This window comes from Campylobacter sp. CH278, from assembly GCF_004378845.1.
In the GTDB taxonomy this organism is placed as follows: Bacteria; Campylobacterota; Campylobacteria; order Campylobacterales; family Campylobacteraceae; genus Campylobacter_D; species Campylobacter_D jejuni.
On record NZ_RYXZ01000003.1, the window covers coordinates 71,040 to 97,424 of the forward strand.

The 26,385-nt window shown below is 29.2% G+C and carries 28 protein-coding genes; 20 read left to right on the top strand and 8 right to left on the bottom strand.

The window, feature by feature from the left end; genetic code table 11:
* Positions 1-112 precede the first annotated feature (112 nt).
* Positions 113-2,224 (top strand): carbon starvation CstA family protein, encoded by a 2,112-nt coding sequence (locus tag ELQ04_RS03270; RefSeq protein ID WP_044777810.1) that lies wholly within the window; start codon positions 113-115, stop codon positions 2,222-2,224.
* A complete protein-coding gene (gene kcuS / locus ELQ04_RS03275) occupies positions 2,205-2,402 on the top strand; it encodes a KCU-star family selenoprotein (protein ID WP_002897482.1) in 198 nt (65 codons plus the stop codon). Before ELQ04_RS03270 ends, kcuS begins: the two co-directional genes overlap by 20 nt.
* A 39-nt stretch (positions 2,403-2,441) precedes the next feature.
* Here kcuS and ELQ04_RS03280 read toward each other — a convergent pair whose 3' ends face one another.
* Positions 2,442-2,855 carry an acyl-CoA thioesterase gene (locus tag ELQ04_RS03280; protein ID WP_002897484.1) on the bottom strand — a complete coding sequence of 138 codons (414 nt, stop codon included), beginning with the start codon at positions 2,853-2,855 and terminating at the stop codon, positions 2,442-2,444.
* A 61-nt stretch (positions 2,856-2,916) separates the two neighbouring features.
* On the opposite strand from ELQ04_RS03280, the gene ciaB reads away from it, so the two are divergent.
* The 3 genes from ciaB to cysM all read left to right on the top strand — a co-directional run bounded on the left by ciaB (position 2,917) and on the right by cysM (position 6,173).
* Complete coding sequence (gene ciaB / locus ELQ04_RS03285) at positions 2,917-4,749, top strand: invasion protein CiaB (protein ID WP_004316375.1); 1,833 nt, start codon at positions 2,917-2,919, stop codon at positions 4,747-4,749.
* 100 nt (positions 4,750-4,849) lie between these two features.
* Positions 4,850-5,146 carry an HU family DNA-binding protein gene (locus ELQ04_RS03290; RefSeq protein ID WP_002859562.1) on the top strand — a complete coding sequence of 99 codons (297 nt, stop codon included), beginning with the start codon at positions 4,850-4,852 and terminating at the stop codon, positions 5,144-5,146.
* A 127-nt stretch (positions 5,147-5,273) separates the two neighbouring features.
* On the top strand, positions 5,274-6,173 hold the full coding sequence (cysM, locus tag ELQ04_RS03295; protein ID WP_004316377.1) for a cysteine synthase B: 900 nt from the start codon (positions 5,274-5,276) through the stop codon (positions 6,171-6,173).
* Positions 6,174-6,179: 6 nt separating this feature from the next.
* On the opposite strand, the gene ELQ04_RS03300 is transcribed toward cysM, so the two are convergent.
* The 4 genes from ELQ04_RS03300 to ELQ04_RS03315 form a co-directional block, all read right to left on the bottom strand.
* The gene (locus tag ELQ04_RS03300) at positions 6,180-6,740 is read right to left on the bottom strand and encodes an SCO family protein (protein WP_004316379.1); all 561 of its coding nucleotides are present in this window, start codon (positions 6,738-6,740) and stop codon (positions 6,180-6,182) included.
* Positions 6,737-7,189: a hypothetical protein gene (locus ELQ04_RS03305; RefSeq protein ID WP_004316381.1), complete on the bottom strand. Its 453-nt coding sequence runs from the start codon at positions 7,187-7,189 to the stop codon at positions 6,737-6,739. Before ELQ04_RS03305 ends, ELQ04_RS03300 begins: the two co-directional genes overlap by 4 nt.
* A 3-nt stretch (positions 7,190-7,192) precedes the next feature.
* The gene (locus ELQ04_RS03310; protein WP_044777806.1) at positions 7,193-7,612 is read right to left on the bottom strand and encodes a copper chaperone PCu(A)C; all 420 of its coding nucleotides are present in this window, start codon (positions 7,610-7,612) and stop codon (positions 7,193-7,195) included.
* Positions 7,613-7,697: 85 nt separating this feature from the next.
* Positions 7,698-8,168: a hypothetical protein gene (locus tag ELQ04_RS03315; protein ID WP_044777804.1), complete on the bottom strand. Its 471-nt coding sequence runs from the start codon at positions 8,166-8,168 to the stop codon at positions 7,698-7,700.
* 158 nt (positions 8,169-8,326) lie between these two features.
* Between ELQ04_RS03315 and ELQ04_RS03320 the strand changes: the two genes are divergently transcribed.
* The 4 genes from ELQ04_RS03320 to ELQ04_RS03335 all read left to right on the top strand — a co-directional run bounded on the left by ELQ04_RS03320 (position 8,327) and on the right by ELQ04_RS03335 (position 12,331).
* Entirely contained in the window at positions 8,327-9,304 is a 978-nt protein-coding gene (locus ELQ04_RS03320) for a murein L,D-transpeptidase family protein (RefSeq protein WP_004316384.1), read from the top strand.
* Positions 9,305-10,291: an alanine racemase gene (locus ELQ04_RS03325; RefSeq protein ID WP_004316385.1), complete on the top strand. Its 987-nt coding sequence runs from the start codon at positions 9,305-9,307 to the stop codon at positions 10,289-10,291. It begins immediately after the preceding gene.
* Between the two features lie 2 nt (positions 10,292-10,293).
* On the top strand, positions 10,294-10,761 hold the full coding sequence (locus ELQ04_RS03330) for a tRNA (cytidine(34)-2'-O)-methyltransferase (protein WP_044777803.1): 468 nt from the start codon (positions 10,294-10,296) through the stop codon (positions 10,759-10,761).
* 103 nt (positions 10,762-10,864) lie between these two features.
* Positions 10,865-12,331, top strand: coding sequence for a sodium:alanine symporter family protein (locus tag ELQ04_RS03335; protein ID WP_044777801.1), 1,467 nt, complete (start codon positions 10,865-10,867; stop codon positions 12,329-12,331).
* A 27-nt stretch (positions 12,332-12,358) separates the two neighbouring features.
* On the opposite strand, the gene ELQ04_RS03340 is transcribed toward ELQ04_RS03335, so the two are convergent.
* Both ELQ04_RS03340 and ELQ04_RS03345 read right to left on the bottom strand, forming a co-directional pair.
* Positions 12,359-13,087 carry an amino acid ABC transporter ATP-binding protein gene (locus ELQ04_RS03340; protein WP_002921723.1) on the bottom strand — a complete coding sequence of 243 codons (729 nt, stop codon included), beginning with the start codon at positions 13,085-13,087 and terminating at the stop codon, positions 12,359-12,361.
* Positions 13,080-13,823 carry an amino acid ABC transporter permease gene (locus ELQ04_RS03345; protein WP_004316387.1) on the bottom strand — a complete coding sequence of 248 codons (744 nt, stop codon included), beginning with the start codon at positions 13,821-13,823 and terminating at the stop codon, positions 13,080-13,082. Before ELQ04_RS03345 ends, ELQ04_RS03340 begins: the two co-directional genes overlap by 8 nt.
* Before the next feature lie 83 nt (positions 13,824-13,906).
* Here ELQ04_RS03345 and ELQ04_RS03350 point away from each other — a divergent pair, with 83 nt between their 5' ends.
* Together ELQ04_RS03350 and ELQ04_RS03355 are read left to right on the top strand one after the other, a co-directional pair.
* Entirely contained in the window at positions 13,907-14,086 is a 180-nt protein-coding gene (locus ELQ04_RS03350) for a hypothetical protein (protein ID WP_079264644.1), read from the top strand.
* On the top strand, positions 14,079-14,648 hold the full coding sequence (locus tag ELQ04_RS03355) for a DJ-1 family glyoxalase III (protein WP_004316389.1): 570 nt from the start codon (positions 14,079-14,081) through the stop codon (positions 14,646-14,648). The genes ELQ04_RS03350 and ELQ04_RS03355 overlap by 8 nt, the downstream gene beginning before the upstream one ends.
* A 29-nt stretch (positions 14,649-14,677) precedes the next feature.
* On the opposite strand, the gene ELQ04_RS03360 is transcribed toward ELQ04_RS03355, so the two are convergent.
* Positions 14,678-15,043: a histidine triad nucleotide-binding protein gene (locus tag ELQ04_RS03360; RefSeq protein WP_002857192.1), complete on the bottom strand. Its 366-nt coding sequence runs from the start codon at positions 15,041-15,043 to the stop codon at positions 14,678-14,680.
* A gap of 122 nt (positions 15,044-15,165) precedes the next feature.
* Here ELQ04_RS03360 and pheS point away from each other — a divergent pair, with 122 nt between their 5' ends.
* The 9 genes from pheS to ELQ04_RS03405 all read left to right on the top strand — a co-directional run bounded on the left by pheS (position 15,166) and on the right by ELQ04_RS03405 (position 26,384).
* The gene (gene pheS / locus ELQ04_RS03365; protein WP_004316391.1) at positions 15,166-16,158 is read left to right on the top strand and encodes a phenylalanine--tRNA ligase subunit alpha; all 993 of its coding nucleotides are present in this window, start codon (positions 15,166-15,168) and stop codon (positions 16,156-16,158) included.
* Complete coding sequence (gene pheT, locus ELQ04_RS03370) at positions 16,155-18,476, top strand: phenylalanine--tRNA ligase subunit beta (RefSeq protein WP_044777796.1); 2,322 nt, start codon at positions 16,155-16,157, stop codon at positions 18,474-18,476. The genes pheS and pheT overlap by 4 nt, the downstream gene beginning before the upstream one ends.
* The gene (gene aroA, locus ELQ04_RS03375) at positions 18,473-19,759 is read left to right on the top strand and encodes a 3-phosphoshikimate 1-carboxyvinyltransferase (RefSeq protein ID WP_044777794.1); all 1,287 of its coding nucleotides are present in this window, start codon (positions 18,473-18,475) and stop codon (positions 19,757-19,759) included. The genes pheT and aroA overlap by 4 nt, the downstream gene beginning before the upstream one ends.
* Positions 19,749-20,582: a 4-hydroxy-3-methylbut-2-enyl diphosphate reductase gene (locus tag ELQ04_RS03380; RefSeq protein WP_004316394.1), complete on the top strand. Its 834-nt coding sequence runs from the start codon at positions 19,749-19,751 to the stop codon at positions 20,580-20,582. Before aroA ends, ELQ04_RS03380 begins: the two co-directional genes overlap by 11 nt.
* 131 nt (positions 20,583-20,713) lie before the next feature.
* Positions 20,714-22,384 carry a 30S ribosomal protein S1 gene (locus tag ELQ04_RS03385; protein ID WP_004316395.1) on the top strand — a complete coding sequence of 557 codons (1,671 nt, stop codon included), beginning with the start codon at positions 20,714-20,716 and terminating at the stop codon, positions 22,382-22,384.
* Complete coding sequence (locus tag ELQ04_RS03390; RefSeq protein WP_002856886.1) at positions 22,384-22,872, top strand: hypothetical protein; 489 nt, start codon at positions 22,384-22,386, stop codon at positions 22,870-22,872. The genes ELQ04_RS03385 and ELQ04_RS03390 overlap by 1 nt, the downstream gene beginning before the upstream one ends.
* Positions 22,869-24,452 (top strand): phosphoglycerate dehydrogenase, encoded by a 1,584-nt coding sequence (gene serA / locus ELQ04_RS03395; protein ID WP_004316396.1) that lies wholly within the window; start codon positions 22,869-22,871, stop codon positions 24,450-24,452. The genes ELQ04_RS03390 and serA overlap by 4 nt, the downstream gene beginning before the upstream one ends.
* Positions 24,439-25,101, top strand: a complete 663-nt coding sequence (locus ELQ04_RS03400; RefSeq protein ID WP_044777789.1) for a response regulator transcription factor — start codon at positions 24,439-24,441, stop codon at positions 25,099-25,101. The genes serA and ELQ04_RS03400 overlap by 14 nt, the downstream gene beginning before the upstream one ends.
* Positions 25,095-26,384 carry a HAMP domain-containing sensor histidine kinase gene (locus ELQ04_RS03405; RefSeq protein WP_044777787.1) on the top strand — a complete coding sequence of 430 codons (1,290 nt, stop codon included), beginning with the start codon at positions 25,095-25,097 and terminating at the stop codon, positions 26,382-26,384. The genes ELQ04_RS03400 and ELQ04_RS03405 overlap by 7 nt, the downstream gene beginning before the upstream one ends.
* Position 26,385 lies beyond the last annotated feature (1 nt).

Below are 26,385 nucleotides of genomic sequence, written 5' to 3' on the forward strand. Positions count from 1 at the left end.
GAAACAAAAAACATATATTTTTTTAAAATGTGAAAAAACTAAACATCTTTCTACATAATTTAATTTATAAATCTGCTATTCTTTGAAAATATTTTATTTTCTTAGGAGAAATATGACTCAGTTAAGTACTAAATTTTTATGGTTATTTGTTGCAACTTTAGGCGCTATTTGTTTTGGTTATTTAGCTTTACAAAATGGCGAAAGTGTATCAGCGATTTATTTGGTGGTTGCTGCTGTATGTATTTATATGATAGGATATAGATTTTATGGGCGTTTTGTAGCTTATAAGGTTTTAGAACTTGATAAAAATCGTGCAACACCAGCACTTGTAGAAAATGATGGACGTGATTTTGTGCCTACAAATAAAGCTGTATTATTTGGACATCATTTTGCTGCTATTGCAGGAGCAGGTCCATTGGTAGGACCTATCTTGGCTGCTCAAATGGGATATTTGCCTTCTATGCTTTGGATTTTAGTAGGAGGAGTTTTAGCAGGTGCTGTACATGATTTTGTTGTTCTTTTTATATCTACTCGCAGAAAAGGTAGAAGTCTTGGCGAGATGATTAAGGATGAGATGGGTAAATTTACAGGTGGAGTTGCTATGGTGGCGATTTTTGGCATTATGCTTATTATTATTGCCATTTTAGCTATGGTGGTTGTAAAAGCTTTAGCAGAATCTCCATGGGGTTTATTTACTATCGCAATGACTATTCCTATAGCAATATTTATGGGAATTTATATGCGTTTTATCCGTCCAGGTAGAGTAGGGGAGGCTTCTATAATAGGTTTTGTGCTTTTAATTTTAGCTATTCATTATGGTAGCGTTATAGCTGCTGATCCTTATTTGGCTAAAATATTTACTTTAGAAGCTCCAACTTTGGCAATTGTTATGATGGCTTATGGTTTCATTGCTTCTGTTTTACCTGTGTGGTTTTTACTTGCTCCAAGAGATTATCTTTCAACTTTTTTGAAAATCGGTGTTATTGTGGTAATGGCTATAGCTATTGTTTTGGTTGCTCCTGATTTGCAAATGCCAAAAGCAAATACTCAGTATTTTGATGGAACAGGTCCAGTATTTGCAGGTGGAGTGTTTCCATTTTTATTTATTACCATTGCTTGTGGTGCGATCAGTGGTTTTCATGCTTTGATTTCTAGTGGAACTACTCCTAAAATGCTTGAAAACGAAACTCATGCTTTGACTGTTGGATATGGCTCTATGCTTGCTGAAAGTGCTGTGGCGATTATGGCTTTAATTTGTGCTTGTATTTTACATCCGGGTCTTTATTTTGCTATAAATTCAAGCTCTGCTTTGATAGGAACAGATGTTGTAAATGTAGCACAAACTATTTCAAGTTGGGGATTTAGTATTACTCCTGAAGAAATTACTACTTTAACTACAAATATAGGAGAGCATACTATACTTTCAAGGACAGGTGGAGCTCCAACTTTTGCTATAGGTGTAGCTTTGATCTTGCATGAACTTTTTGGCGGCGTGGATTTGATGGCTTTTTGGTATCATTTTGCTATATTGTTTGAAGCTTTATTTATTTTAACAGCGGTAGATGCTGGAACAAGGGCTTGTCGTTTTATGGTGCAAGATATATTGGGTAATGTTTATAAACCTTTAGGAGATATTCATAATTATCCAGCTGGACTTTTGGCTACGGCTTTAAGTGTTACAGGTTGGGGATATTTTCTTTATCAAGGTGCCATTGATCCTAAGGGAGGAATTTATACACTTTGGCCTCTTTTTGGCGTGAGCAATCAAATGCTTGCGGGTATGGCTTTGCTTCTTGCTACAACTATACTTGTAAAAATGGGCAAGGCAAGATATACTTGGGTTACTTTAGTACCTGCGGTATTTGTCTTAGTGGCAACTCTGTATGGAGGAATTCAAAAAATTATGCCTTATGAGGAAGGCAATGAAATAGCAAATGCGGTAAGTCACGTAGCCGCCGTTAGCATACAAAGTCAAAAAATTAAAGATTTAGAATTTAAATTAAATAATACTAAAGATGAAAAAGAAATTTCTACAATTAAAAAAGAAATTTCAATAGCCACTCAAAGTAAAGTTGGAAATTTGCTTAATGCAATTCTTTGTGTGTTCTTTATGATAGCTACCTTGCTTGTTATAATTTCTTGCATAGGAATTTGTTTAGGTAAAATTAAAATTCCTCTTAAAGAAACTAAGTATATTAAGATTGATGAATTTCAAAAAATTTAAGTATTATTATGAAAAAGCCGAAAGGTTTTTTCATCCCTTGGTGGGACTTTCTAGTTATGATAAGTATTTAGAACACATGAAACAAAAACATCCAGGAAAAATTCCAAAAACCAGAGAGGAATTTTTCAAAGAATGTCTAGATAAAAAATACAATAGCGGCGGTTTAAATAAATGCTGATAAGCTTAAAGGATAAAGTTTTATCATACAAAATAAGCTTTAAGCATTTAAAAAGCCATGAATTTTTTTGAGTTCTTCACTAATAGGCTTTTTCTTTCCATCTCTTGTAACACTTACATAAGTTACTAAAGCCGAAGTTACATTAATGCAAGAAGTACAACCTTGAGAATCCACTCTTTGAGCTGTGACTTCTACTTCAACGCTGATTGAAGTATTACCCACATTTACAACTTTAGAATAACAAGAAATTATATCGCCTATAAAAACAGGTTCTTTAAAAACTACTTTATCCATAGAGATGGTTACAACGCGTTCAGGAGAAAGTTCTCTTGCTGCGATAGCTCCTGCTAAATCGATTTGTGAAAGTATCCATCCGCCAAAAATATTTCCCGCTGGATTTGTATCACTTGGCATAGCTACAATTTTTAATTTTGGCTCTCCCATATCTCTCATTTTTACTCCTTATTTTAAAAAATGAATTATAATTAAAAAAGTTAAAAAGGAGAATAAAAGTATGAATAATTTTAAAGAAATAGCTAAATTGATTAGAAAATACAAAGAAAGAAATAATGCGTTATATGAGTTTTTAGACAAAGAAGATGTGGGCGAGTATTTTAGATCTTTGATTTCTTTAAGCGAATTAAAACAAGATAAAACAACCATGCTAGCCATACTTAGGCGTTTGGTTGATTTAAAGGAAGAAAATTTAGTTCAAGAGTGGAAAAAAAACAATTTTAAGGAAGATAAGATTATAGAGTTAAAACATAAGTTCTATGAAGAGGTTAGAAAGTTTTATGAAAAAGAACATCAAAATTTAATTAATGAAATAAAAGAGAAAAAACTTTTAAATAATTTTTATCAGTCTTTAATACAAGGAGTGCATAATATAGGTTTAATTATGAATATTTTTGAAATTTCTTGGACTAAAGAAATTATAGAAAAAAATAATAAAATTTTATCTACTCAATTTCCAAATTTAGATGATGCAATGGAATTTTTACGTAAAAATCATTTATATCAAAAAACTCCAGAAGGAAAAATTTGTGAGCGAAGCTATGGTGTTTTAGTTAGAATAGGAAATTTATGGAAATTTGTTCCTTATGCGAGATTTTTTGAAAATGAAATTTTAAAATTAGAATTTGCTTTTGAAAATATGATTGATCAGCTTAAAATATTTGCTAGCAACGAAGAGGAAAAAGCTTATATAGAATATTTTGAAAAATTAAAATTAGCGTTTTGTGAAAAAGATGAAGATAGAGTTATAAAAGCTTGGCAAGAAGCTGAATTTGCTTGGATGAAAGTAAAATCACCTTTACAAGTGGGACATCCTTTAGAATATTATGAAGATAATTATACTCATGCGGTAGCATTAGAATGGGATATAAGAATAGAAGATGAGAATGATTTTGATGTTTTGAAATTTGGCAGTGAAATTAAGGAAAGTTTTGAACATGTTTATAAAAATATAGGACTTGAAGATTGTGAATTAGAAAAAGAAGTTTTATCTAATATAGAAAAAACTCAACTTTATATTTGCACTCCGATGATATTTTATGGTGCTGAACTTAAAGGTTTATTCTCAGCTCAAGTCGTTCCAAATGATGAGTTTGTAAGTTCTAAGGCGGGTAAAAAAATATTTGCCTTTATAAATTTTGTATATGAAAATGCTAAAATAAAGCCTTTTATGAGAATTTCTAGCGAGGTTTTTGATAAAGAATTTTTGGATTTTGGAAGAAATATTTTATTTTATCAGGAAAAAATTTGGAAAAGGGTTTATGAAGTATCAACTATAGGCCATGAATTTGGTCATATATTTTTTATTGCTAATGATACTGAAAAAACAATGAATCAGAGTGGTTTTTTTAAAAATATAGAAGAATATAAAGCTACTACAGGTGGACTTATAAATTTCTTTTATCATGAACAAGATGACTTGATAATGCCTGTTTTTCATGAACTTATAAAAAGAGCTATTGGACTTATTTCTTGGCAAAGGGTTGATGAAGTTAGACCTTATTATACAGAAGGACTTATTCATCTTAGCTTGCTTTTTGAAAGCGAAGTATTGATTTTTGAAAATAATAATTTGAAGATAAATTTTGACTTAGAGCATTATGAAAAATTTAAAGAACTAACTTTAAAAAATTATCATGAATTAGCAAAACACTATGCTTTAAGACTTGATGCAAAAGAGTTTTTAAGTAGATTTTGTGAAATTGAAGATAATATTTTTCTTCCTATTATGCCTAAGTGTAAAGAATTTGTTAAATTTTATTATGATTTATACGAGAAAATTGGTAATGAAATTGATAATAGCGGAGAATTTGAAAGATATAAGAAAAAATAATAAAATTTTTTGAAAAAAACTTAAAAAAACTGTTTTTTACTTGATATTGTTTTTTAAATATGCTAAAATTAGGCGTTTCAATTAAAACAAAGGAGCTTTTATGACTAAAGCAGATTTTATTTCATTAGTTGCTCAAACAGCTGGGCTAACAAAAAAAGACGCTACTACTGCTACTGATGCAGTTATTTCTACTATTACTGATGTTTTAGCTAAAGGTGATAGCATCAGTTTTATTGGTTTTGGTACTTTTTCAACTCAAGAAAGAGCTGCTAGAGAAGCTAGAGTACCAAGCACAGGAAAAACAATCAAAGTTCCTGCTACAAGAGTTGCAAAATTTAAGGTAGGTAAAAACCTTAAAGAAGCTGTTGCAAAAGCAAGCGGCAAAAAGAAAAAATAAAACTTCGGCTAGATAAATTCTAGCCTTCTTTCTCAATTAATTCAGATATTTTATATCTTTTATTTACTTTATTTTTTTAAACTTTTATAAAACTATGCATTATTAAATAAAAAAGGATATTAAAATTATGAAAGTATATGAAAAAGTAAGTGAACTTATAGGAAATACTCCTATTATACATTTGAAAAAATTTGGTATTAATGTTTTTGCTAAATGCGAATTTTTAAATCCTAGTCATTCTATAAAAGATAGAGCAGCTTTTGAAATGATTAAAGATGCTTTAGATAGCAAAAAAATTAATCAAGATACTACAATAGTTGAAGCAACTAGTGGAAATACTGGAATTTCTTTGGCTATGATTTGTGCAGATTTGGGACTTAAATTTATTGTTGTAATGCCTGAATCTATGAGTTTAGAAAGAAGACAAATGATAACACTCTTTGGTGCTAGGTTGGAATTAACTCCTGCAAATTTAGGAATGAAAGGAGCGGTTGATAAAGCAAATGAAATATTATTAAATACTCCAAATTCTTTTATGGTTTCTCAATTTGAAAATATCTCAAATAAAAATGCGCATCGTAAGAGTACGGCTTTAGAAATTTTAAGAGATTTGGATAATGAACTTGATATTTTTGTAGCTGGTTTTGGAACCGGCGGTACTATCAGTGGAGTTGGGGAAATACTAAAAGAAAAATTAGAAAAAGTGTATATTGTTGGAGTCGAGCCTCTAAATTCTCCATTGCTTAGCAAAGGTGAAGCAGGGAGTCATAAAATACAAGGAATAGGGGCGAATTTTATACCTACTATTTTAAATAAAGAAGTTATAGATGAAGTGATCACGGTAAGCAATGAAGATGCTATAAATACAGCTAAAGAACTTGCCAAAAGTGGTTTAATGGTAGGTATATCAAGTGGAGCAAATGTATTTGTCGCAAGTATGTTAGCAAAGAAATTTCCAGATAAAAGAATTTTAACTATGCTAAATGATACGGCTGAAAGATACCTTTCAACTGATCTTTTTGCTTAAGTATAATTATTGAGAATTTAGAAAAATTCTAAGTTCTCTTAAAATTTCTTGTGGATTTAAATCGCTAATTTCTTTATAAAAATGACCTTTTTCATCAATAAGATAAAGCATATTGCTATGTGCTATAGAATAACCCATAAAAGAATCATTTAGATTTATTTTTTGATATTGAACATTATATTGTTTTGTTATTTTTTGAAGAGTTTTTTCATCTTTTGCAATTAAGGCGTCTGCTTTTGGGTAAAAGTATCGTAACCATTCGTTTGTATTGCTTAAGTTATTATCTCTATTTGGATCTAAAGAAATAAAAAGAATGTGAGCTTTAGGATTATTGATTTGCTTTAAGGCTTTGCCTACTAAACTAAGAGTTGCTGGACAAACATCAGGGCAATAAGTGTATCCAAAATAGATAATAAGCTTATCTCCTTTAAAATCTTTTAGGGTGGTTTCCTCTTTTAAATCTGATTTTAAGATAAAATCATAAGAATTTTGATGATTTTTAAGAAAAAATATTACACCTAAAATAATGGCAACTATAGCTATAAACAAAATAATATTTTTTTTCATTTTTTTAGCTCAAAATCAAAATAAAACCCTATGGGTTTATTATTATCCATAAATTCTACCCTAAAACGCATAGTATCCAAAACGCAAGTAGCAAGAACTATTTTGCTTTCATAATCTGTTGAATTTAATTGATGTATTTTAGGTTTAATTTCACCCATATACATATTCAATCCATAAATTTTAATTCCTAAGTTGTTATAATTTCCTAGATTTACAATCTTTAGGTTTGTAACATCTAAAGATTGTAAAGGTTTGGGATTTAGGGAAATTAAGACTTCTTTATTATTAAAACTATATGTGCAGTCTTTAACATTAAGATCGCAAGTTAATGGGGTAGAAAAATCAGCTTTTGTTATTTTTTGAGAATCTTTTATTACATAAAAATCAAAAATAATATATAAAATAGCAATAACAAAAGCAAAAGCTAGGATAAAAATAATTTTTCTCATTAATTAAAATTCTTTAGAATCAATATTTTTTAACTCTATGGTTTTGTGATTATTAAATTTTAAAACTAAATTTACCTTCGTGTCTTTAATAATAGGTTTTTTTAGTTTTAAAAGCATTATATGGTAACCTCCTGATTTAAGCTCTGTGCTTGAATGAGCTTTTATAATAATTTCAGGAATTTTTTGCATCATTATTTTTCCATCTTTATGTATATGTGTATGCAGTTCACTTACTTCACTGATATTGCTTTTAACATTTATTAGGGCAATGTCTTTATCAGTATTGTTAAAAATGGTAAGAAAAATAGCACTATTTTGTGCATGAGGTGGAGTTTGTTTTACAAAAGCATTTTTTACCTCTATATCATTAACAGCCCAAAGATTTAAGGCAAAAAGAGTGCCTAAGAGAAGAATTTTTTTCATATTGTATCCTTATTTTTATAATATTAAATATTTGTTCATTATATCAAAAAATATTTTTATTTGAATATAAAATTTTGAAAATTTTTCAATGTGTGTTACCTGTTTGAAAATTTTTTTGCATAGTAACATCAAAATCAAAGAAAAAACCAGTTGGAGCATTATTGTTTAAAAAATCAACCCTAAATCTAGAATCATCGGTAATGCTTCTACCTATAAAATTTATAAGAATATCACCATTAACTATATTAAATTTAGGAATGATATCGCCTATATAGGAATTTAAACTATAAATTTTAATCTTTAAATTAGAATAATGAGGAAAATTTTTAATTTTTATAGTAGTTTTATTGAAAATTTTTATAGGTTTTGGGTAGGCTGAAACTTCAATATTTTTTTTATTAAAAGAAAAAACACAATCTTGTAAATTTAAGTCACAAGTTAGAAGTTGGCAAGTGTTTAAGCTAAATACACTTTCTTTCTTTTTATCATATAAAGCATAAAAAGCCAAAAATAAAATTCCTAAAAAAGATATTCCTATAAAAAAATTTTTTATCATTGTAGATAACCTTTTAAAATAAGCCTTGTGTGATTTATTAAAAATTATATCATAAATTAAGATTCATTGTTAACATAATTAATATTTTTTAAGAAAAAAAATACTATAATCACAAACATTTTTAACTTAAAAAATTTTGAAATACTTAAGGAAAAACATTGCTAAAACGACTTACTTTATTAATTACGCTTTCTACAATGATATTGCATGCTTCAGATCTTGTTAAAATTTACCTTAACCAAGGACTAGATGCTGTTGGTGCGGCAATCGAAAAAGAATTGACTCAAAAGGATTTTTGGTTAAGTGAAATAGGAGATAAAAATATTTCACTTGGATACTATGATGATAATGTTGCTATTGTGCTTACAAATAAAACAGATAAAATTCTTCGTGTTTATTCTTACGAGGACGGAAAAATAAGAAAAGATTTTGAACAAAAAGACATAATAACTGGATTAATGGGCGATAAAAAAATAGAAGGAGATTTAAAAACGCCAGTAGGTTTTTATGAGTTAGGTCGTAAATTTAATCCAGGTGATCCTTATTATGGTCCCTTTGCTTTTGCTACAACTTATCCAAATTTACTTGATAAAGTACAAGGAAAAACAGGTGGTGGTATTTGGATCCATGGCTATCCTTTAGATGGTTCTAGACTTGATGAATTTAAAACAAGAGGGTGTATTGCTTTATTTAATAATAATTTAGAGAAATTTGCACAAGTTGTACAAGATAAAAAAATTTTTGTTATGACAGAAGAAAAAGAAAAAATTAGAGCTAAAAAGGATCAAATAGCTAGTTTATTGGCTGATCTTTTTACATGGAAACTAGCTTGGACAAATAGTGACACTAATACCTATTTGAGTTTTTATGATGAGCAAGAATTTAAACGTTTTGATAAAATGAAATTTGAACAGTTTGCTTCCATGAAAAAATCTATTTTTTCTCGTAAAGAAGATAAAAAAATTAAATTTTCAGATATTAATATCAGCCCTTATCCGAATTTAGAAAATGAAACTATGTATAGAATTTCATTTTATGAGGATTATTACACTAAAAACTATCAGTTTAGAGGCGATAAAATTTTATACGTTAAGATAGATAGTAAAGGTAAAATGAAAATTTTAGCAGAGCAATAAATGTCTTTAATAAAAATTGATCAAAAAGCTTATGAATATAATTTAAGACATATTGCTAAAAAAATAGGAAGTTTTCAAAGATTAATTTGCGTTTTTAAAGATAATGCATATGGACATGGAGCTAAGCTTTTAGCTCCATTAGCCAAAAATTTAGGAGTTTCTTTTGTTGCTGTTAAGAGTGAAGAAGAAGCTCAAGAAATCGAAGAATTTTTTGAGAATATATTAATACTATCACATCGTCCTCATGGTAATGAAAATTCTCGATTTATTTATGCTTTAAATGATATTTCCCAAGTAAAAAAATACAAGCAAGATGTAAAAATACATCTAAAAATAGATACAGGCATGCATCGCAATGGAATTTGTGTAGAAAATTTAGAGTATGCTATAGATCTTATTCAAAGTAGTGATTTAAAACTTACTGGAATGTTTACACATTTTGCTAGTGCAGATGAAATGGATGGAAGTTTTTTTGTTCAAAAAGAAAATTTTCAAAAAGCTAAAAAGATAGTAAAAAAATATTTTTCAAATTTATTATTTCATTCGCATAATTCTGCAGCATTATTTAGAGGGAAAATTCCTGAAGATGAATATTGTAGAGTTGGGCTTGTTCAATTTGGATATGGGGATTCAAATTTAAAAAGAGTTTTAAGCTTGTATGCTCATAGATTAAGTCAAAGGATTTTACAAAAAGGACAGAGTATAGGATATGGAGGTATTTTTACTGCTACAAAGGATATGGAAGTAGCAACTTATGATTTGGGTTATGCTGATGGTCTTTTCCGTTACAATGGAAAAGGGGAGTTAGTGCTTGGAAATGGAAAAGTAATACTTGGAAAGATGTCAATGGATAGTTTTTCTTGTGAAAATTCTGGTGAGGAAATTTGCGTGTTTAAAGATGCTGATATTTGGGCTGATTTTTTTCATACTATTAACTATGAAATTTTAGTAAAACTAAATCCTAACATTCAAAGAGTTCTAGTATAAATATGTTTAATATAGTTTTAGTTCACCCTAGAATACCGCAAAATACAGGTAGTATAGGTAGAATGTGTTTTAATGCTGGTTTTAAACTTCATATCGTTAAACCAACTGTTTTTGATATTTCTCAAAAGGCTGTTAGAAGAGCAGGGCTTGATTACTGGGATAAATTAGAACCCATTATTTGGGAGAATCTTGAAGAATTTTTAAATGAAAATATGATTTATAAAAATCGCTTTTTTTTCGCAACAACCAAGAGTCAAAAAGCTTATTTTGATGCAGAATTTCAAAAAAATGATTTCTTATTCTTTGGAAGTGAGAGTTATGGTTTGCCTATGGAATTAATGCAATTAAATTGGCAAAATGCTATAACTATACCTATGAAATCTTATGGAAGAAGTTTAAATTTAGCTACAAGCGTTGGTATAATCTCTTATGAAGCTTTAAGACAAAATTTTAGTAATTTTGTTTCTTAAAAGTTTCAAATTTACACAATAACTTAAAACAAATAAAATCATAAAGTCCTTTTTATAAAAATTATGTTAAAGTAAAATTTAGATTATTTTTTGAGGAGTTTGGATGAATTTAGATATTATGCTAGATTTTGCCAATAAAGCGTCTGATATTATAGCTAATAAGATTGTCCCAAATACAGACATTATCATGGTGGTTTTGCTTATTGTTTGTGGACTTTATTATAGCTTTTTAACTCGCTTTGTTCAGTTTCGTATGTTGAGTTCTGTATTTAAAATTCTTACAGAAAAAAACGAAGGACACACTAAAGAACATATTTCACCTTTTCAGGCATTGATGATCTCAACTGCTTCTAGAGTTGGTATAGGAAATATCGCTGGAATTTCTTTGGCATTGGCTACAGGTGGCGCTGGTGCTTTATTTTGGATGTGGGTTATGGCATTTTTTGGTGGTGCCTCAGCATTTGCTGAAAGTACCTTAGCTCAAGTTTACAAATCAAAAGATGATACAGGTGGATTTAAAGGTGGTCCAGCCTATTATATAAAAAAAGCCTTAGGCTCACATTTTTTTGGAGCTTTTTTTGCTTTTATTCTTATTATTACTTATGCTTATGGATTTAACGGACTTCAAAGTCAAACAATGACTTCATCTTTTAAAGTTTATTATGATATGTTTAATCCAAATGCTGCTGTAGATTTTGCATCAAGTTCTTGGCCAATGATCATTGGTATTGTTTTAACTATTTTTGGCGCATGGATGTTTTTTTCTCACCATGCTAAAATAGGTAAAATTAGTTCTTTAATTGTTCCTTTTATGGCTTTAGCTTATGTTTTGCTTGCTGTGATTGCTGTTTTAATGAATTTTGATAAAATTCCTTCTGTGGTTCATATGATTTTACAAAGTGCTTTTGATTTTAAAGCGATTTTTGGTGGTTTTGCTGGTTCTGCTTTAGTTATAGGGATTAAAAGAGGACTTTTTTCAAATGAAGCGGGTATGGGCTCAGCACCTAATGCAGCTGCAGCAGCTTTGACAAGTCATCCAGCTAAACAAGGTGTTATACAAGCCTTTTCAGTTTTAATTGATGTTGTTGTTTGTACAAGTTCTGGATTTTTAGTTCTTTTTTCTATGGCATATTTAGGACTTGGAGAAAGTAAAATTGATGGTGGAATGCCTTTAGTTCAAGAAGCTATGCGTGAGTATTATGGTAGCTTTGGAATCCATTTTATTACTATAGCTATTGTTCTTTTTGCAATAACTTCTTTAATAGGAAATTATTATTATGCTCAAGCTAATGTTAAATATTTAACAAATTCCAAATTTGTAATGAATTTGTTTAGAATTACAGCTGTGGCTATGATTTTTATTGGCTCGCAAATGAATTTAAAACTTGCTTGGAATTTGGCTGATTTAACTATGGCTTTCATGGCAACGACAAATATTATATCTTTATTGCTTTTAGGTGGTATAGTAAATAAAGTTTTAAAAGATTTTAATACGCAACAAAAATCTGGTATAGATCCTAAATTTAATGCTAGCAAACTTGGAATTAAAAACGCTGAATGTTGGGATTAAAATTCATAAGCCTTAATGGCTTATGAATTAATGATTTAAAACCTTGTTTAAAAATTCTCTCAATCTTTCATTGCTAGGATTTTCAAATACTTCTTTAGGGCTTGCATCAACAGCGATTTTTCCTTTATCCATAAAAAATATACGATTGGCAACATTTCTAGCAAAACCCATTTCATGAGTTACTACAAGCATAGTTAAACCTTCTTTTGCAACATCTTTCATAATGCTTAGAACCTCGCCTATCATTTCAGGATCTAGAGCTGAAGTAGGCTCATCAAATAAAATAACATCAGGATTCATCATCAAGCTTCTAGCAATAGCTATGCGTTGTTTTTGTCCACCAGAGAGCTTATGGGGCATTATATTTTCTTTGTCTGCTAAACCCACCTTGGTAAGAAGTATTTTTGCTTTTTTTATGGCTTCTTCTTGACTTAAAATTCCCGTTTTAATGGGTGTTAAACATAAATTTTCCATAACATTTTTATTAGCAAAAAGATTAAAATGCTGAAACACCATGCTAACTTTTTGCCTAATCTTATTAATATCGATTTCTTTATCAAGTATGTTTTGTTTATTAATTAAAATTTCCCCACTATCAGCTAGTTCTAAGCGATTGATGCAGCGTAAAAATGTACTTTTTCCGCCTCCACTTGGACCTATGATAGCTATCACATCGCCTTTTGAGATTGTAGTGTTAATATTTTTTAAAACTTCTAATTCTCCATATTTTTTTTGTAAATTTTTAACTTCAATCATTTTTATTCATCCTAAGTTCAAGTTTTTTTGCAAAATAACTAAAAATTTTTACACTTACGTAATAAACAAGCCCAGTGAAAATAATAGGTTTTGGATTGTAAAGTACGGCTTGTAAGCTTTGACTTTGCATAGTAATATCAATAACACTAATAAATCCTACAACAGAAGTTTCCTTAAATAAAGAAATAAATTCATTAGCTAATGCAGGTAAAATATTTTTAGTAGCTTGAGGAAGAATAATTTCTTTCATTGAAGTTTTATAATCAAGTCCCATTGCTCTTGCAGCTTCCATTTGTCCTTTATCTACACTATTAATGCCACTTCTTACAATTTCTGCTATATAAGCCGAGCTATTAAGTCCTAGTGCAAGAATAGCTGCATAAAGGTTATCTATAAAAGTAAAAATTACAAAAGCAAAAATCATTAATTGTAAAATTACTGGTGTTCCTCGTATAATGTCTATATATTCATCTATAATAAAATTAAGCGTTTTAAATTTAGAGAAGTGTAAAATAGCTAAACTAAAACCAATAATCACTCCGATAATAACAGCACAAGCAGTTAATAAAAGCGTAATAAGATAACTTTTTAAATAAGCTTTTACATTTTCTGTATAGCCATAGCTCACAACTCCACTAGGATCTTGAATTTTTAATATTTCTATTGGGAAAGAAAAATAGCCCCATAAAATAATAATAACAAAAAAAACAAAAATTCTTATATTTTTTTGATTCAATTTTTAAACCTTTTCAGAGAAATTATTTAAAGAAAAGATTTTATAGAAATATCTTTGAATTTTCTCTAAAGATTTAAAAAAATGTGTTAGAATTTCTCAAAAATAAGGTTGTATTTATGGAAATTTTAGATTTCATTCTAATAGTTATTTTTGTGTTTTTAATGATTGTTTTGATTATAGGTTTTAATCGTCAAATGATGCAAAAAAACAAAGAAAGAGAAGAAAGATTTAAAAAATATAAAAAAGGAGAACAAAATGAGTAAAAAAGTATTAATTCCATTGGCTCAAGGTTTCGAAGAAGCTGAATTTATAGGAATTGCAGATGTTTTAAAACGAGCAAGAGAATTAAATCCAGATTTGGAAGTTGTTATAGCTTCGCTAAATAGCGAGTTATTAGTAAAAGGTGCTAATGGCATTAGTATAAAAGCAGATTGTTCTATAGAGAGTGTTGATATAGAAAATCTAGATGCCATTGCTTTAGCGGGTGGCTTTGAAGGTATGATGAATCTTAAGAATTCAAATGTTATTTTAAATATCATTAAACAACTTCACAGCAAAAATAAAATTGTTGCCGCAATCTGTGCTTCTCCTATAGTCTTAAATGAAGCAGGTGTTTTAGAGGGCGAGTTTGCTTGCTATCCTAGTTGTGAAGTTGGACTTAATGGAAATCGTGTTAACAAGGCTGTAGTTGTAAATAAAAATGTTATAACTTCAGCAGGTCCAGCTACGGCAATTCTTTTTGGTTTAGAACTAGCTAAAAAGTTATGCGGTGATGAAATTTATCAAAAATTATACGAGGGAATGTTGCTACCTCTGACAAAATAATTTAAATGGTAGTTTTTCTACCATTTAAATTAAAATAAAGCTTGAGGATTTTCTTTTTTTGTTTTTTCCTTAGGCAGTTCAAAACCTCCAAGCATATGAAAATGCAAATGAAAAACTTCTTGTCCGCTATTTTTTCCACAGTTTGTTACTAAGCGATATCCACTTTTATCTACGCCTAAAAGAACAGCTAATTCTTGTATAAAACTTGTCATTTTGGCCATAAGTTCAGGATCAAATTCTTGAAAGTCTTTAAAATGTTTTTTAGGGATTATAAGTATATGTATAGGTGCTTTGGGTGCAATATCATGAAATGCTAGAAAATCATCACTTTCAAGCACTTTATTGCATGGAAGTTTACCTTCAACTATGAGTTCAAAAATTGTTTTTTCTTGCATTATTTATCCTTTTTTATTGTTAGTTTGATACAATTATATCTTTAAAGTTTGGTTTTTATGCTGAATTTAAAATAGTTTTTAATAGAATTAGAACTTGAAATATTTTATTTAAGGTAAGAAAATTGCAAAATTTTATAGAACAGATTCAAAAATGTGAGAATTTAAATGATTTGGAAGCTATTAGGATTTCCGTTCTTGGAAAAAAAGGTATTTTAACAGAAGGCTTTACAAAGCTTAAAGAGTTAGAAGATGATGCGAAAAAAGAATTTGCTGCTAAACTAAATGCACAAAAAGAAATATTTAATGAGGCTTATTTAGCCAAATTTAAAGATTTGGAAAATCTTGCTTTAGAAGAAAGAATGAAACAAGGTGCTTTAAATTTTAACTATTTTGATGAAAATATTACAACAGGTGCCTTACATCCTGTTATGAGCACTATGGATAAAATCATAGAGTATTTTATAGCTTTGAATTTTAGCATAGAAAAAGGGCCTTTAATAGAAGATGACTTCCATAATTTTGAAGCGTTAAATTTACCTAAATCTCACCCCGCAAGAGATATGCAAGATACCTTTTATTTTGATGATAAAAGGCTTTTAAGAACACAAACTTCACCAGTGCAAATACGGACAATGCTTGCGCAAAAACCTCCTATTAGGATGATAGCCCCTGGTGCTGTATTTAGAAGAGATTTTGATATTACACATACTCCTATGTTTCATCAAGTTGAGGGCCTTGTGGTGGAAGAAGGACAAAAGGTTAGCTTTGCAAATTTAAAAAGTGTATTGGAAGATTTTTTGCGCTATATGTTTGGAGATGTGAAAGTTCGTTTTCGTCCAAGTTTTTTCCCATTTACAGAACCGTCTGCTGAAGTTGATATTTCTTGTGTATTTTGCAAAGGAAAGGGTTGTAGGGTTTGTAAACATACAGGTTGGCTTGAAGTTTTAGGATGTGGAATAGTTGATCCTAATGTTTATAATTTTGTTGGCTATGAAAATGTAAGTGGTTATGCTTTTGGATTGGGAGTAGAGCGTTTTGCAATGCTTTTACATCAAATTCCAGATTTAAGATCTTTATTTGAAGGTGATTTGAGATTATTGGAGCAGTTTAGATGATAATTACTAGAAGTTGGTTGAATGATTGGTTGGAACTCGAAGAAATAAGTTCAGATAAAATAGCTAAAACTTTAAACTCCATAGGCATAGAAGTTGATAGGGTTAGTGCTTTAAAGGCTCCAGATAAAGTTGTTGTAGGCTATGTTAAGGAAAAAATTAAACATGAAAATTCAGATAAATTAAGCATTTGTCAAGTTGATATCGGAAGTGAAACCTTGCAAATTGTCTGCGGTGCTGCGAATGTTGATGCAGGACAATTTGTAGCTGTTGCAACTAAAGGTGCTATCATGCCAAATGGTATGGAAATAAAAGAAGCAAAATTACGAGGAGTGGATTCTTGTGGTATGCTTTGTTCTAGTTTAGAACTTGGTTTTGAAAAAATCAATGAAGGGATTATGCTTTTAGATGAGAGTATAGGGAAATTAGAACTTGGGAGAGCTTTAAATACTTATGAAATTTTTAACGATGAGCTAATAGAAGTAGAACTTACTCCTAATAGGGGTGATTGTTTAAGTATTTATGGTATTGCTCGTGATTTAGCTACAGCTTTAAATTTAAATTTAAAAGAACCAAAACCATTTAAAGAAGGTGAAAATGTTTTAGGTATTGGTAGAATCTTGCGTTTAGCGGCTGAGAAGGAGCTTAATGGGCTTTATAATTATCGCGCCATAGAACTAAAAGGTCAATTTCAAATAAATTTATTGCTTAGTTTAAGACTTGTGCAAATTGAGAGTTTGGGAAAAAATTCTATAGAAAATTTATTAAGTTATGCAACACATTCAACTGGTGTTCTTTTTAATGCTTATGATTTAAATAGTCTTTCTGGGGAAGATGAAGAATTTACCATTAATTTAACTAAGCAAGCACATGGAGAAACAAAAGTATCTTGTAAAGATAAGTTTTTGAGTTTTAGTGGAATTTTTCAAAATGATGAAAGCAAATGTAAAAATGATTCTAAAATAGTTATTATTGAGGCTAATTATACTGATCCATTAGTAATTGCAAATGCTAAAATGTATCATAAAGATCAGGATGAAAAAACACTTTATAGAAGCTTTAGAGGGAGTGAGCCTAAACTAAATTTAGGAATGGATTTTTTACTTAGTATTTTTGATCAGATTCCAGATCTTGTTATTTATAGTTCTTCTCAACAAATTTTAATCGATAAAGAATTACCAATCATACCAATAAGTATTGAAGGTATTAGCGATATAATAGGGCAAAATGTTGATAAAGACGAAGTATTAAAAATATTAAAGAAATTAGGTTTTGAACTCATACTTTCAGGTGAAGGGCTTATTAATGTTAAAGCACCTTTACATCGTCCTGATATTAAAAATTTATCAGATATTTGCGAGGAAGTTGTAAGAATTATAGGTATTGATAATATTGCTTCTAAGGGTTTAGAATTTGTAGAAAAAAATCGTTTAAATTCTGCATATAAAAGTTATATTGAGTTTTTAAATTTAAGAAAAAGAGCAGTAGCTAGTGGTTATTTTGAAAGCTTGCATTATGTTTTGGATAATGAAGAAGAACTTAAAAAATTAGGTTTTGACTCTGTTAAATTAAAACTAATCAATCCAATTACAGCAGAACTTAATACTTTAAGAACAACCCTTTTAAATCATTTGTTAAATGCAGCAAGTTTAAATGCAAAAAATTCTAAAAAAATTATTAAACTTTTTGAACTAGGGGCTGTTTTCAATGTTAATAATCAAGAATTAAATCGTATCGCATTTATCCATTCTGGCTTAAAAGAAGAAGCTAAAATTTCCAACAAGGCCAAACCTGAATCAGTGCAATTTTATGATTTTCTTTTAGACATTAAAAATATTATAGGTGATTTTAAACTAAAATCATCAAAATATAATATTTTAAGCCCTTATGAACAAGCAGATATTTATTTATCAGATGTTAAAGTAGGTTTTATAGGCCGTTTGCATTTAAAAATAGAAAATGAGAGAGATTTGCCAAAAACATATATTTGCGAACTTGATTTAGATTTAATCAAACAAGATTTTAAAATAGCTAAGCCTTACTCCAAATTTCCAGCCATTACTAGAGATCTTAGTGTGTTAATACCTAAAGGTTTTGAATATAATCAGATTAAAAACTGTATCGAAGAATTGAATTTAGAAATACTTGAAAATTTTCGTTTAGTCGATATTTATAGTGATGAAAACCTTAAAGAATTTTATAGCATTACCATAAGTTTTTCTTTTAGGGATATAAATAAAACTCTAGAAGATAGTCAAGTAAATGAATGTATGGATAAAATTTTAAATACTCTTAAAAATTTGGGTCTTGATTTAAGATGAAAATTTACAAATTGCAAACCCCTGTAAATGCTATACTTGAAAATATAGCAGCAGATAAAAGCATATCTCATCGTTTTGCTATATTTTCGCTTTTAACACAAGAAGAAAATAAGGCTCAAAATTATCTCTTAGCACAAGATACTTTAAATACTCTTGAGATTATAAAAAATCTTGGAGCTAAAATTGAACAAAAAGATTCTTGCGTAAAAATTATACCTCCTAAAGAAATTTTATCTCCAAATTGTATTTTAGATTGTGGAAATTCAGGAACTGCTATGCGTTTGATGATAGGATTTTTAGCAGGAATTTCTGGGTTTTTTGTTTTAAGTGGAGATAAGTATTTAAACAATCGCCCTATGAGAAGGATAAGTAAACCACTTACTCAAATAGGTGCTAGAATTTATGGAAGAAATGAGGCAAATTTAGCTCCACTTTGCATAGAAGGTCAAAATTTAAGAGCTTTTAATTATAAAAGCGAAATTTCTTCGGCTCAAGTTAAAACAGCTATGATTTTATCTGCTTTTAGAACTGATAATGTATGCACTTTTAGTGAAATTTCTCTTAGTCGAAATCATAGTGAAAACATGCTAAAGGCTATGAAAGCTCCAATAAGGGTTAGTAATGATGGCTTAAGTTTTGAAATAAATCCTTTAAAAAAACCTTTAAAAGCTCAAAATATAATCATTCCTAATGATCCTTCTTCGGCTTTTTATTTTGTTTTAGCAGCTATTATTTTGCCTAAATCTCAAATTATTTTAAAAAATATTTTACTTAATCCTACTCGTATAGAGGCGTATAAAATTTTGCAAAAAATGGGCGCCAAACTTGAAATGACAATAACTCAAAATGATTTTGAAACTATTGGTGAGATCAGGGTGGAGTCTAGCAAGCTTAATGGCATAGAAGTTAAAGATAATATCTCTTGGTTAATAGATGAAGCGCCTGCTTTGGCTATAGCTTTTGCTTTGGCTAAGGGTAAATCTAGTTTAATAAATGCTAAAGAATTACGCGTTAAAGAAAGCGATAGGATTGCTGCGATGGTTAAAAATCTAAAGCTTTGTGGTGTTGAAGCTAGAGAACTTGATGATGGTTTTGAAATAGAAGGTGGATGCGAACTAAAATCTTCAAAAATTAAAAGCTATGGAGATCACCGTATTGCCATGAGTTTTGCTATTTTAGGTTTGCTTTGTGGAATTGAGATTGATGATAGTGATTGTATAAAAACTTCTTTTCCAAATTTTATAGAGATTTTATCAAATTTAGGAGCTAAGATTGATTATTGAATTAGCAAAAAATTATGGTTTTTGTTTTGGTGTTAAAAGAGCTATTAAAAAGGCAGAACAAATAAAAGATGCCGCAACTATAGGTCCTCTTATTCATAATAACGAAGAAATTTCTCGTTTGCAGAAAAATTTTAATGTCAAAACCTTAGAAAATATAAAAGCTTTAAGCAATGAAAAAAAAGCTATTATAAGAACTCATGGTATTACAAAGCAAGATTTAGAAGAATTGAGAAAAAAAGATATAGAAATTTTTGATGCTACTTGTCCTTTTGTTACAAAACCACAACAAATTTGCGAGCAAATGAGTAAGGAGGGTTATGAAGTTGTTATTTTTGGAGATGAAAATCATCCTGAGGTCAAAGGAGTAAAAAGTTATGTAAGTACAAAAGCTTATGTAGTTTTGGATAAAAAAGAACTTCAAAATATAAAACTTCCTAATAAAATAGCTGTAGTAAGCCAAACAACTAAGAAGCCTGAACATTTTATGGAGATAGTAAATTTTTTAATACTTAAAACCAAAGAAGTAAGAGTTTTTAATACTATATGCGATGCAACCTTTAAAAATCAAGATGCCATTAAAGAACTCTCGCTTAAAAGTGATGTTATGGTTGTTGTAGGGGGTAAAAACTCAGCCAATACAAAACAACTTTTTTTGATTGCAAAAACCAATTGTGAAGATAGTTATCTAATTGAAACCGAAGAAGAGTTAAAAAAAGAATGGTTTTTGGATAAAAAACATTGCGGCATTAGTGCAGGTGCTAGTACTCCTGATTGGATTATACAAAAAGTTATCGCCAAAATAGAAAATTTTGAAATTAATTAAAAAATGTTTTCAAATAGAATAAAAAAGTCAAAAATTTAAAAAAAATTAACAAAAATAAAAAAACTTAACACTAATTAAAGAAAAATAAGGTAAAATCAATCAATTTCTAAAAATTATTTTAAAGGACCATAATGAGCGAGGTGAACAAAAAAGTTCAAGGCGGCGTAGATGATTATCTTGAGGAAGAAGATTTTGGCCAGCTTTTAGAAGCTTTTGATAAATCAAGAGAAGAGGCTACAACAGAGGGTGTGATTGTAGAGATCAAAAATGATGAAGTTTATGTAGATATAGGTAAAAAATCTGAAGGTATTTTAGCTCTTAGCGAAATACAAGATGACAATTCTAAGCTATTATTTAATGTAGGCGATAGTATTAAAGTTGCTGTTATGGGTTCTCGTGGTGGCAGATCTTTACTTTCTCATAAAAAAGCTTTGAGAAAAGAAAAAGTTATCGAATTTATTAAAAACTATCAAGAAAATCAAGATGATATTTTTACCGTAAAAGTAGTTGGAAAAAATAAAGGTGGATTGATAGTTGTCGATGAAAACGATGTTGAATTTTTCTTACCAAAATCTCAATATGGCTTCAAAGAAACAAATAATATTATAGGTAAAACGTTTAAAGTTAAAATTATTAAAATCGACAAAGATGAGCAAAGTATCATTGTTTCTCGTAAAAAAACTTTAGATGACGAGAGAAGAAAACGCAAAGAATTGATCAATAATGTAGCACAACAAGAAGATTTAATTGAAGGTATTGTGAAAAAAATTACTACTTATGGTATGTTTGTGGATGTAGGAGGTGTTGATGGTCTTGTTCATTACAGCGAAATTTCTTACAAAGGACCTGTAAATCCTGGAACACTTTATAAAGAGGGTGATAAGGTTCCAGTTAAAGTTATAAAGTATGATAAAGAACGCAAACATTTATCCTTGTCTATAAAAGCGGCTTTACCTGATCCATGGAGTGAGATAAAAGATACTCTTGATGTAGGTGATACCATTAAAGTAATAGTATCAAATATAGAGCCTTATGGTGCTTTTGTGGATTTAGGAAATGATATAGAAGGATTTTTACATATCAGTGAAATTTCTTGGGATAAAAATATTAAAAATCCAAAAGATTATATCAACAAAGGTCAAGAAATTGATGTTGAAGTAATTGAAATCAATCCAAATGAAAGACGCTTAAGAGTTTCTTTAAGAAATTTACTCTCTAGACCTTTTGATGAATTTATGAAATCTTACAAAATCGCAGATGTGGTTGAAGGAGAGATCACCTCGGTAACTTCTTTTGGTGCGTTTGTTAAACTTGGCAGTATTGAAGGTTTATTGCATAATGAAGATGCTTCTTGGGATAGAAACGATAAATGCAAAGACAAATTCTCTCAAGGGGATAAAATCAAAGTAAAAATTATCAAAATAGATGAAGAAAACCAAAAAATATCATTAAGCACAAAAGAATTAAACAGTTCTCCAGTGCAAGAATATGCCAAAATTCATAAAGTCGGCGATATTGTAAAAGGCACTATCCGTGATATTAAAGATTTTGGTGTTTTTGTAGAGTTAAGTAAAAATGTTGATGCTTTAATTCATAAAGAAGATATAAGCACTTCTATGCTTGAAAATTTAAAAATTGGCGACGATATTGAAGCTGCTATAGTTTTTATTGATGAAAAGAAAAATAGAATTCGCCTAAGTGTCAAAAATCTTGTTAGAATGAAAGAAAGAGAAGTTCTTAATGAAATCAATAATGATGATAAAGTAACTTTAGGTGATATCATTAAAGATCAGCTAGCTTAATGAAAAAATACATTACAATAAGCATTTTGAGTATTTTATTACTCATTTTGCTTGCTGTTGTTTTTACATTGCTTTGGCAATTTAAAGCTAATGTAAATTTCATTCCACAATTTGCTAAAGATACAAATACGCAGCCAAGCATTCAAACCCAAAATCAAGATCTTTCATGGCAAGAAGAATTAGCAAAATGGCCTACAAGAGATTTTACCCCAGCAGCAGAAAAATTTACCTTATATTTTGACGCGGATACTAGCGAGCTTAAGGAGAAAAATAAATATTATCAACTTATAGTTGGTAAATATGATATTTATTCTATGTTTTGCTTAAGGCAGACTTTAAATTCTTTTAATGTGAAGTATTTTCTTCTTAAATCTGGCGATAGTCCAGAAATCTTTTTGGATACAGGCAATGAAAAACTTATAGATGATATTATCAAAGAATTAAAAAAATATAAAATAAATACAGAAGTAAAGGAAATTTGGTTATGAAAAAAAAGATTATAGTGTGTGATGCTATTTTGGATAAAGGTGTCGATATTCTAAGAAAAGCTGAAGATATTGAACTTATAGAAGCTGCAAAATTTCCAAAAGATGAACTTATGCAAATGCTAAGCGATGTTGAAGTTGCTATTACTAGAAGTTCTACGGATGTAGATGTAAATTTCTTAAATCATGCCAAAAAATTAAAAGCGCTTGTGCGTGCTGGGGTGGGCGTAGATAATGTTGATATTCCAGAGTGTTCTAAACGAGGAGTGATTGTGATGAATGTCCCAACTGCAAATACTATTGCCGCAGTTGAACTAACAATGGCGCATCTTTTAACATCGGCTAGAAGCTTTGTCAATGCTCATAATTTTTTAAAAATTGAAAGAAAATGGGAAAGAGAAAAATGGTATGGCATTGAATTGATGAATAAAACGCTAGGGGTTATAGGTTTTGGAAATATAGGTTCAAGAGTAGCTATCCGTGCTAAAGCGTTTGGTATGAAAATTTTAGCCTATGATCCGTATATTTCTGCTTCTAAGATAACAGATTTAGATATGGAGCAAGCAAAAAATTTGGATGAAATTTTAGAAAAAAGTGATTTTATTACCATTCACACACCAAAAACCAAAGAAACCAATGGTATGATAGGAAAGCAAGAAATTGCAAAAATGAAAGATGGAATAAGATTAATAAATTGTGCTCGCGGAGGATTGTACACAGAAGAGGCTTTATATGAAGGTTTAAAAAGTGGTAAAATAGCATGGCTTGGTATAGATGTGTTTGATAAGGAACCCGCGACTAATCATCCTCTTTTAGACTTCGAAAATATTTCAGTTACTTCCCATCTAGGTGCAAATACTTTAGAAAGTCAAGACAATATCGCAAGAGAAGCTTGTGAGCAAGCATTAAATGCAGCACGAGGCGTGGCTTATCCTAATGCCTTAAATTTGCCAATTAAAACTGAAGATTTACCACCTTTTGTAGCTCCTTATATAGAACTTGTTTCTAAAATGGCTTTTTTAGCTGTTCAAATTGATAAAAATCCTATAAAAAGTATTAAATTAGAGGCTGAAGGAATTATTGGCGAGTATGCAAATTCTATGTTAACCTTTGCAGCTGTTGGTGCTTTGGGTGGAATTTTAGGAGAGAAAATTAATTATGTTAATGCAGAATTTGTTGCCAAAGAAAAAGGAGTTGAATTATCTTGCGAAACTCTTCCAAATAGTGGTTATAATAATAAACTTAGCGTTAAAATTATCACCGAAAATTCAAATATCAGTGTTTCAGGAACAGTATTTAATGAAAATGAACAACGCATAGTTGGATTAAATGGCTTTAAAACTGATTTTAAGCCAAAGGGAAAAATGATTATTTTTAAAAACAAAGACATACCAGGAGTTATAGCTAAAATCAGTTCCGTTTTGGCAGCTAAAAATATCAACATAGCTGATTTTAGGCTTGGTAGAGATGGTTTTGGGTATGCTTTGGCTGTTGTTTTGATTGATGAAAAAGTTCAAAAAGAAGTATTAGATGAACTAAAACAATTAGAGGCGTGTGTATTTGTCCAATATGTTGAAATTTAAAATTTTAATTATAGAAGATGATATAGATTTAAACGAACTGCTTGTTTTAAAGTTAAAATCTAGTGGTTATGAAGTTATATCTTTAGCGGATTTTTTTGGAGTTGAAGATTTGCTCGATAATGAGCAAATCGATCTTTTAATAGTCGATAGAAATTTGCCCAGTGGAGATTCTTTAGAAAAAATTCAAGATTTAAGAGAGCAAGGATACAAAGAAGCAGTTATTTTTCTTACAGCTAAAGCTTTGCATCAAGATTTACTCGAAGGCTTTGAAAGTGGTTGTGATGATTATGTTTGCAAACCTTTTGATTTTAATGAGCTTTTGCTTCGCATTAAAGCAATTTTAAAACGCCATAAAAAAGAAGAAGAAAAACTATCTTTTGGTGATTTTATTTTAGATTTGGCTAATTATGAATTCTTTTACAAAAATCAAAAATTAGAAATCTCAAATCTTGACTATGAGCTTTTAAAATATTTTTTTGAAAATCCAAATACCTTACTTACTAGACAATTTTTAAGCGAAAGCGTTTGGAAAGATGATACTACAAGTGATAAAACAATCAATATAGCTCTAACAAGACTTAGAAATAAATTTCCAAAACTAAAAGATCATATTATAAGTGTTAGGGGTGTTGGCTACAAATTATGCTAAAAACTAAAAATATTTTTATAGTTTTTTTTGTTGTATTGGCTTTGATTTTTGGGTTTATTTTTTATACTTTTACTAACTCTTATCTTAATTTCTTACTTATAAAACAATATGAACAAAAAATCAAAAGCCTTGATGATGTTTTAAAATTTTCTCTCTTAGAGCATTTAAATGATGCTAATATCAAGGATTTTGCTAAAGATACTAGAGCTGATTTTATTATCCTAAACAATGATATGAAAATAAGTTCTGTAAAAAATCCTGATTTTTTTTTAAATCTTAAAGAAGGAGAAATTTTAAATTTCAATTCAAAAAAAATTCTCACTAAAAGCTTTATTTACAAAGGATATAAATATATTATTATTGTTTATCCTCGTTTTTTAGATTTAAAACTTTTTTGGACAAAAATGGTAATCAGTTTTGGAGTATGCTTGCTGTCTGTTTTTATTTTAATGTTGTTGTTAGGTAGAAGAATAGAGAAAAATTTTAATAAAATTTTGGATTTTTTGGATTCTATAGGGGATCATAAAGTTGTTATATTAGAAAAAGGAATGTTTAAAGAATTTAATTTACTAAATGAGAAACTTTTAAAAACTAAGGATAAAATTCTAAAGAATACCCAAAAAAATAAAAAACAAAGCGATAAAATCACTTTAAAAAATACTCAGCTTGCTAGTGTGATTTCTGCTATTTCTCATGAGCTTAAAAATCCATTGAGCGTGATTGATCTTAGTTTAGAGATGTTAAAAGACGAGAAATTGGAAGATAAAAAATTAAAAAAGGAATTACTGGAAAAAATTTCACGTCAAAGCGTTAAACTTAATGCTTTGACCCATAAGCTTAATTTTGTTTTTAATCTTAAAAGTGAAGCCTTGCAGATGCAAGAATTTGATCTTTTTTCTCTGTGTGAAAAAATCACTAAAAACCCAGGCTTTGAAAGAGTTGCATTGCAAGGTAAAAGCACGAAAGTTAAGGCTGATGAATTTTTAATCGAGCAAGTGATTATAAATTTGCTTTCTAATGCTTTAAAATATAGTCAAAAAGAAGTCATTTTAACGGCAAGAGATCAAAAGATAATAGTGCAAGATTTTGGAAAAGGCATAGAAGAAGATAAAATAAAATTGATTACAAAAAAATTTTATAAAATTGATGTAAAAAGTGATAATTCTTTTGGTTTGGGACTTTTTTTAGTAAAGAAAATTTTAAATATACATAAAAGTTATCTTGAAATTTCTAGCACTTTAGGTTATGGTTCTAGTTTTAGCTTTAAACTCAATCAAGGATAAA

Excerpts from the sequence above, each read along its gene's own strand:
- ELQ04_RS03270 (WP_044777810.1), top strand. The coding sequence starts at position 113 with ATGACTCAGTTAAGTACTAAATTTTTATGGTTATTTGTTGCAACTTTA.
- kcuS (WP_002897482.1), top strand. The coding sequence starts at position 2,205 with ATGAATTTCAAAAAATTTAAGTATTATTATGAAAAAGCCGAAAGGTTT.
- ELQ04_RS03280 (WP_002897484.1), bottom strand. The coding sequence starts at position 2,855 with ATGAGAGATATGGGAGAGCCAAAATTAAAAATTGTAGCTATGCCAAGT.
- ciaB (WP_004316375.1), top strand. The coding sequence starts at position 2,917 with ATGAATAATTTTAAAGAAATAGCTAAATTGATTAGAAAATACAAAGAA.
- ELQ04_RS03290 (WP_002859562.1), top strand. The coding sequence starts at position 4,850 with ATGACTAAAGCAGATTTTATTTCATTAGTTGCTCAAACAGCTGGGCTA.
- cysM (WP_004316377.1), top strand. The coding sequence starts at position 5,274 with ATGAAAGTATATGAAAAAGTAAGTGAACTTATAGGAAATACTCCTATT.
- ELQ04_RS03300 (WP_004316379.1), bottom strand. The coding sequence starts at position 6,740 with ATGAAAAAAAATATTATTTTGTTTATAGCTATAGTTGCCATTATTTTA.
- ELQ04_RS03305 (WP_004316381.1), bottom strand. The coding sequence starts at position 7,189 with ATGAGAAAAATTATTTTTATCCTAGCTTTTGCTTTTGTTATTGCTATT.
- ELQ04_RS03310 (WP_044777806.1), bottom strand. The coding sequence starts at position 7,612 with ATGAAAAAAATTCTTCTCTTAGGCACTCTTTTTGCCTTAAATCTTTGG.
- ELQ04_RS03315 (WP_044777804.1), bottom strand. The coding sequence starts at position 8,168 with ATGATAAAAAATTTTTTTATAGGAATATCTTTTTTAGGAATTTTATTT.
- ELQ04_RS03325 (WP_004316385.1), top strand. The coding sequence starts at position 9,305 with ATGTCTTTAATAAAAATTGATCAAAAAGCTTATGAATATAATTTAAGA.
- ELQ04_RS03330 (WP_044777803.1), top strand. The coding sequence starts at position 10,294 with ATGTTTAATATAGTTTTAGTTCACCCTAGAATACCGCAAAATACAGGT.
- ELQ04_RS03335 (WP_044777801.1), top strand. The coding sequence starts at position 10,865 with ATGAATTTAGATATTATGCTAGATTTTGCCAATAAAGCGTCTGATATT.
- ELQ04_RS03340 (WP_002921723.1), bottom strand. The coding sequence starts at position 13,087 with ATGATTGAAGTTAAAAATTTACAAAAAAAATATGGAGAATTAGAAGTT.
- ELQ04_RS03355 (WP_004316389.1), top strand. The coding sequence starts at position 14,079 with ATGAGTAAAAAAGTATTAATTCCATTGGCTCAAGGTTTCGAAGAAGCT.
- ELQ04_RS03360 (WP_002857192.1), bottom strand. The coding sequence starts at position 15,043 with ATGCAAGAAAAAACAATTTTTGAACTCATAGTTGAAGGTAAACTTCCA.
- pheT (WP_044777796.1), top strand. The coding sequence starts at position 16,155 with ATGATAATTACTAGAAGTTGGTTGAATGATTGGTTGGAACTCGAAGAA.
- aroA (WP_044777794.1), top strand. The coding sequence starts at position 18,473 with ATGAAAATTTACAAATTGCAAACCCCTGTAAATGCTATACTTGAAAAT.
- ELQ04_RS03385 (WP_004316395.1), top strand. The coding sequence starts at position 20,714 with ATGAGCGAGGTGAACAAAAAAGTTCAAGGCGGCGTAGATGATTATCTT.
- ELQ04_RS03390 (WP_002856886.1), top strand. The coding sequence starts at position 22,384 with ATGAAAAAATACATTACAATAAGCATTTTGAGTATTTTATTACTCATT.
- serA (WP_004316396.1), top strand. The coding sequence starts at position 22,869 with ATGAAAAAAAAGATTATAGTGTGTGATGCTATTTTGGATAAAGGTGTC.
- ELQ04_RS03400 (WP_044777789.1), top strand. The coding sequence starts at position 24,439 with ATGTTGAAATTTAAAATTTTAATTATAGAAGATGATATAGATTTAAAC.
- ELQ04_RS03405 (WP_044777787.1), top strand. The coding sequence starts at position 25,095 with ATGCTAAAAACTAAAAATATTTTTATAGTTTTTTTTGTTGTATTGGCT.